General features: G+C 68.7%; 11 protein-coding genes and 1 tRNA gene. 1 reads left to right on the forward strand and 11 read right to left on the reverse strand.

Annotated elements, in window-relative coordinates; translation table 11 throughout:
* A partial coding sequence (locus QUS11_04085) for a hypothetical protein (protein ID MDM7992469.1) occupies window positions 1-408 on the reverse strand: 408 nt, incomplete at its 3' end.
* A 58-nt stretch (window positions 409-466) separates the two neighbouring features.
* On the opposite strand from QUS11_04085, the gene QUS11_04090 reads away from it, so the two are divergent.
* A tRNA-Met gene (locus QUS11_04090) sits at window positions 467-543 on the forward strand.
* A 1-nt stretch (window position 544) separates the two neighbouring features.
* Here QUS11_04090 and QUS11_04095 read toward each other — a convergent pair.
* From QUS11_04095 to QUS11_04140, 10 genes are all read right to left on the reverse strand, one after another.
* On the reverse strand, window positions 545-871 hold the full coding sequence (locus QUS11_04095) for a hypothetical protein (protein ID MDM7992470.1): 327 nt from the start codon (window positions 869-871) through the stop codon (window positions 545-547).
* Between the two features lie 175 nt (window positions 872-1,046).
* Window positions 1,047-2,399: a DEAD/DEAH box helicase gene (locus QUS11_04100; GenBank protein MDM7992471.1), complete on the reverse strand. Its 1,353-nt coding sequence runs from the start codon at window positions 2,397-2,399 to the stop codon at window positions 1,047-1,049.
* A complete protein-coding gene (locus tag QUS11_04105; protein ID MDM7992472.1) occupies window positions 2,399-2,980 on the reverse strand; it encodes a hypothetical protein in 582 nt (193 codons plus the stop codon). Before QUS11_04105 ends, QUS11_04100 begins: the two co-directional genes overlap by 1 nt.
* 149 nt (window positions 2,981-3,129) lie before the next feature.
* Window positions 3,130-3,324: a hypothetical protein gene (locus QUS11_04110; protein ID MDM7992473.1), complete on the reverse strand. Its 195-nt coding sequence runs from the start codon at window positions 3,322-3,324 to the stop codon at window positions 3,130-3,132.
* Window positions 3,321-3,602, reverse strand: coding sequence for a DUF4031 domain-containing protein (locus tag QUS11_04115; GenBank protein MDM7992474.1), 282 nt, complete (start codon window positions 3,600-3,602; stop codon window positions 3,321-3,323). Before QUS11_04115 ends, QUS11_04110 begins: the two co-directional genes overlap by 4 nt.
* Before the next feature lie 2 nt (window positions 3,603-3,604).
* A complete protein-coding gene (locus QUS11_04120; GenBank protein MDM7992475.1) occupies window positions 3,605-3,940 on the reverse strand; it encodes a hypothetical protein in 336 nt (111 codons plus the stop codon).
* Between the two features lie 104 nt (window positions 3,941-4,044).
* A complete protein-coding gene (locus QUS11_04125; protein ID MDM7992476.1) occupies window positions 4,045-4,464 on the reverse strand; it encodes a hypothetical protein in 420 nt (139 codons plus the stop codon).
* Complete coding sequence (locus QUS11_04130) at window positions 4,457-5,095, reverse strand: hypothetical protein (GenBank protein ID MDM7992477.1); 639 nt, start codon at window positions 5,093-5,095, stop codon at window positions 4,457-4,459. The genes QUS11_04125 and QUS11_04130 overlap by 8 nt, the downstream gene beginning before the upstream one ends.
* Before the next feature lie 13 nt (window positions 5,096-5,108).
* Window positions 5,109-5,258 carry a hypothetical protein gene (locus QUS11_04135; GenBank protein ID MDM7992478.1) on the reverse strand — a complete coding sequence of 50 codons (150 nt, stop codon included), beginning with the start codon at window positions 5,256-5,258 and terminating at the stop codon, window positions 5,109-5,111.
* On the reverse strand, window positions 5,255-5,407 hold the full coding sequence (locus QUS11_04140) for a hypothetical protein (GenBank protein ID MDM7992479.1): 153 nt from the start codon (window positions 5,405-5,407) through the stop codon (window positions 5,255-5,257). Before QUS11_04140 ends, QUS11_04135 begins: the two co-directional genes overlap by 4 nt.
* Between the last annotated feature and the right edge of the window lie 55 nt (window positions 5,408-5,462).

The following is a 5,462-nucleotide window of genomic DNA, read 5'->3' on the forward strand; positions in this document are numbered from 1 at the left end:
CCTGCCGGTCGCGCCGAGCGCCCGCGCGCGGAGGAGGCGCAGGGCCCGGGGCCCGTCCGCCTCGACGACCGACGCCACGACCTCCTCGCCGGGGTAGAACGTGTCGAGCTCTCTCTTGACGACGAGGCGCCCTCGCGCGCGCACGACCCAGGCGCGGGCCCCCTCGTGGACCTCGACATGGCCCTGGTACACCGCGGGCGGGAGCCGGGTCGAGTCGCACGGCCCGCCCTCCCCGCACGACGCGCAGCACGGCTTCTCCTTCGCGGGGCAGGCCCCCGCGCAGGGACCGCCGCCCGCGCAGGAGGCGCAGCACGCCTCGGTCGGAGGAGGGCGGCGGAGGGTGCCGCGGGTGTCTCGGCGACGTCGGTGGACGGGGGAGGCGATCACGTGCGGGATGATACGGCTCATCCCGTCGGAGCGCTACATCGTCCTTGCCGCCTCCCCACTCTTCGAGTAGGACTGCCCCTGCGGTGTAGAGCAGTCGGTAGCTCGCCAGCCTCATAAGCTGGAGGTCGCGGGTTCGAGTCCCGCCACTCGCAACCAATTACCCCCTCTTCGCTGCGGCACCCGGCGGGGTCTGGGCGACCGATGAGACCACGACGACGGAGTAGGCCGCGCAGATGCGCCTCATCTGCGCGGGGAACCGCTCGGCCGCCGCGGCGAGCAGCGCGTCGGCGGACCAGGACTCCCAGGAGAGTACCGGGATCACGCGCACGTCGCGGGCCCACCACCGGCTGGAGACGTCGACCGCGACTCCGAGCGCCCCCGCGCGCGAGAAGCGCGTCGCGCGGCCCTCGCTACTCGTCCAGAAGAGGTAGCCGGGGGCGGTGTGGATGAGGGTGATGAAGTGGCGCCTCGTCAGATTCGCCACGCCCCTCGGATTCGCTAGTAAACGTCACGGAAGGCCCTCTTCATCCTTCGCCGTCGAGCTCGCCTCGCTCGCGACTTCATTCGACCCTTGAAGAACTCCGCGGGGCTGTCACCGCAGATCGCCAGGGCGATGTTGATGTATCCCAACGTGCGCCCCTTGTATCTTCGTAGGCGGGTCATCGGCCCCCATCCACGATCTGCGCCGCGAGCCGCCGCTTCTGGTCGTGGATCCGACAGATCCGCTGGTCGAGCGGGTGGTCGGTGACCATGCGGTAGACGAAGACCCGGTCCAACTTCTGCCCATACCGCGCGAACCTCCTCACGGCCTGCTCGGTCTCCGCCGGCACGAACGTCTGGTCGACCAGGATCCCCGCCCCCGCCGCCTGGAGGTTCAGCCCTTCCCCGCCGACCTGGATCGTCGCGGGGAGTACGCGCTGCTTCCCGCCCATGAAGCGGGCCACGGTCGCCTGCCGCTCCCGATCGCTCTCCGCCCCCGTGATGGCTGGGACCCGGAGCGCCTTCGACACCGCGTGGATCGGGTCGAGGTGGGCCGAGAAGACGAGGACCTGTCGATCCCGCGCGACGTCTCGGGCGAGGTCGACGGCCGCGGCGCACCGCGACCGGGCCAGGGCCGCCGTCGCCGCTGAGTAGAGCTCGAACGGGGGGAGCTCGTCGGGGTCGTAGCGGTTCCACTGCGGCGTGACGGAGTCCAGGTAGTCTCGCAGGTCGCGGGGGGCCTCGCAGGGCACGTCGATCCACTCCACGGGCGGGAGGTCGAGGTGGTCTTTCGAGAGCCGGCGGAGCGCCACCGCGCGCAGGCGCTCCTCCACCTCGGGCCCGATCTCGCCGTGCCGCGGCTTGCTGATCGACCGCCCGAGCCGGCGCACGTAGACCTCCTCGTAGGTCGTCGAGCACATGCGGTCGTACTCGTCCCTTCCCCCGGGGAACGCCTCGCGGGAGAGTCCGAACGTGACGAGCAGGCCCCAGAGCTCCCCGGCGGTGCCCCGGAGCGGCGTCCCCGTGAGCGCCCACGCCGCGCGACACTGTCCCACGAGGCGGCGGACCTTCCGAGTCCGGGCGGCGTCGGCGTTCGACGCGCGGTGAGCCTCGTCGAAGATCGCGACGACCTGGCTCCAGTCCTCCCCCACGAACAGAGCTGGCGACCGCGGGTCGAGGTCGGGTAGCGCGTCGTAGGACATGACGAGGACCTCCCCCTCCATTGGGGGGCGCCCCTCGTGGGGGGCGGGCCGGAGGTCGGGGCGCCACCGCCGCGTCTCGGCGATCCACTGCCCTCGCACGGAGGCCGGGCAGACGACGAGGCACCGCGCGCGGAGGGGGAGGGCCCGGAGGCTCTGCGCGGTCTTCCCGAGGCCCATCTCGTCCCAGAGCGCGGACGACAGGCCGCGGTCGAGGCGGGAGCGGAGCCAGGCCACGCCGTCGCACTGGTAGTCGCGCAGCCCGTCGAGGCACGGGGGCGCCGCGGGGGCGGTGGGTCGCGTGGGCCAGGTAGGGCGGGAAAGGAGGGTCATCAGCGGTCCCTCGCACCGTCGGGGGCTGCTTCCTGCCCGAGCTGCCATCGCCGTGCCTGGTCCATGTTGGTGGTCCTCCATCCCCCGACCACCTTGACGCCAGTCGGTGCGTGGAGTCCGGAGGGATAAAGCGATATCGCATGCTGTTCGCACAGGTAGGCGCCATAAGTGTCAGAGGAGGGCGGGTTCAGCGCAGGTTCGTGGAGCCAAACAATCGCCTGTGAATTACAGACGACTCCTCCTAGCTCGCACTCTCCGCAGGGCCTGACGAAAGAAATACTGCACAGCGAATGGAGAACATCACACCGGCACGCGATGCGATCGACGGGGTTAGAGGGCGGCATCGTCAGTCGAGCCACAAGCGACAGATAATTTTCCGCAGCTCCCGCATGATCTACCCCGCCGACCTTACACGTCTTCTCCAGATCGGCCACGACCTGGCGAAGATGGAGCGCGAGATCGTGTGCCATCGCCAGCGTACTCGTGCGAGCGGGAAGACCTAGCGCGAGCGCGAGAATAGCCGCCAGGCTGGCCTCGACCTGCTCGTAGTCAGCGATAATCTCGTCGATGTCCGCCTTCATCACTGATCCTCCATGGGGTGATGTTTGTCATGAACTCCATCTCACGTACGTCTTCGCCATCCTGGTCATCTTCATGCGCGTCCGGTTACAATTGCTACACCTCACATGTACGTCATCCGGCAACCTGCCGGGGCCGATTACTTCCCAGGTCATCGATCCTCTGGGAGACGGATGTTCGCCCGCTCCTCTCGGAGCGTGACCGGCATGAACTGCCACTCCATGAAGAATTGCCAGTCCAAGAAGGACATGACGATGATTCTCGCAACGGAGCGATGGAGCCCGATCCTGCCCTGGTAGACGACCCTCGCGTGGCGCGGGCCGCGGAGCGCGGCGGCGGGGATCATCGGCCGCCCTCCGCGACCCTCGCGGCGCGCCTGCGAAGGACCCCCTCGCGGCACGTCTCCTCGACGGCGCCGAGGCGGACGGCGTCCGCGCGCCGGGCGGGGGTCAGGTCGTAGTGCGGGGCGAGCTTGTGGTCCTGGAACCAGGACCGCCTCATCCCGATCGCCCTCGCCGCCGCGTGCAGCTCGTCGAGGGTATCCGCCGTCATGTGGCAGGACCCACGGTGGAACGGAGGTTTCGCCCCCGGGTACACGATGATATCGTCGACGTAGACGGCCATGGTCACTCTGCTTTCGCCAGGGATGCGTGCCAGACGTCCAGCTCGCTTCTCGATACGAGGTTGCCCACGAGCACGCAGCGGAAGTAGGGAGGATGAGCGGTCCTACACCGCACGACGTCGACCGTCATCACGCTTCCAGGAGCCTGGAAGCCCCTGGGGAGCTGAACGATGAACCAATCACTAGCGCAGTCCTCGGCCACTATGACAGACCGAATGACGCAGGCCTCGCGGACCGCGACTCTGAACCTGATCGTGCGCCGAATCGGCACGCCACCATCGGCCCACACCTTGAGCTCGTCAGGGTCCCACGGGTCCCGCGTGACCGGAACCGGGTCCACGGACGTGACGCACAGGCCAGCTCGGAGGTCGTCGTGTCGGTCGCGATCGACGCGGGTGTCGAGGGTGAACGTCGTCATCCCCGCGAGTCGGAGCGGGTCGTAATTCACTGTTCTCCTCCGATGAGGTCGAGCACGAAGTCTAGCGCGTCCTCGGTCTCGCGGGCGATACCGCGAATCCGCTCACGCTCCTCCCGCCTCCCCTCCGCGCGAGAGACGTCGAGGCCGGCTCGAACCGCGTCGACGGTCTTCCCCTCCCTCCAGCCCACCATAACGCGGATGAGTCCGAGCTCCTGCTGAAGCAGGACCACCTCGGCCCGCAGGACGTCGCGCTCTGCGACGACCGCCCGAGCGGCGTCGGCGGTCTCGCCCTCCTTCCAGCCGAGGATGGTTCTCACCTCAGCCAGCTCGTTGGACAGGGCTCGCTGCCCCGCGTCCGCTAGATCCTCGTCGTTCCGCAGCCGGTCGCGGTCCTGGACGAGCTCGGCGATCCACCCGATGACGTTCAGAGCTTGGTCGTCACGCATGATCACCTCCCGGCTCCATCCAGAGGGTGCAATAGAAAGCGTCCGCCCCCCTCCCCGTTCGGCTCCCGTCGATGCGGACGACGTCGCCGGGGACGAAGTGGGCGACGGGCGACTGGGTGAACGTGATTGACCACTCCTCCGGCCGGCATACTCCCAGGGAGACAGCACGGCACGGTCGGTCAACGAGCTGGTACACGGAGAACGACCGCCCCTCGGGAACCATCCAGTCCGCCCACATCCTCCATTCCTCGCTCGTCCAAGCGATGTCCCCGCGACGCAGGAGAGGCTCCGCCGCGTTGGTGCTCCACCCCCGACGAAGGGACTCCACGGTCCCGCTCGATCGGGTCGAAAGGCTGTATGGGAAAAAGCCCGCGCGCTTCTTCCTCCACTCCTCGACGACCTGCACCGCCGTCTCCGAGGAGTAGTCCCCGCATGCGTACCACTCGACCGCTCGCAGGACGTCCTCCGTCTCAGCTCGGATCTTCTCCGCCGCTTCGAGGTGCCCCGCGAGCTCGGCGACCTTCCTGGAGGCGTCCTCACACCCGAGCCTGACGAGGGTCGCGGCGATGTCGCTCGCCTCCCACCGCCGAAGGTCGTCACGATAGAAGTAGTTGTATCTCCCGCCGCTCATGATCCGCACCTCCTCACGCCCTGCCGATCCCCTCGTCCCAGAACAACACCACCCTGCCCCGCCACCTCACCCACACGGTCGCGAAGTCGGGGATCCTCCCGGGAACGCCGGGGACCGTCCGCGCCCCGACCTCCCACTCCCCCGATTGCATGATCCACCTCACCGCCCCCTCGCCCTCCCGATCGCCCTCCCGATCTTGATCGCCGCCCTCGCCGCCCTCGCCACCTTCCGGTCGACGAGCCCCTCCTGCGCGAGCCCCTCCACGAGCTCGCCGAGGTCCTCGGCCGTGAGCCCCCACCACGCCCTCGTCACTGTCTCTTATACACATCTCCGAGCCCACGAGACAGCGCTGTGTATCTCGTATGCC

It is taken from the genome of Candidatus Fermentibacter sp. (genome assembly GCA_030373045.1).
In the GTDB taxonomy this organism is placed as follows: domain Bacteria; phylum Fermentibacterota; class Fermentibacteria; order Fermentibacterales; family Fermentibacteraceae; genus Fermentibacter.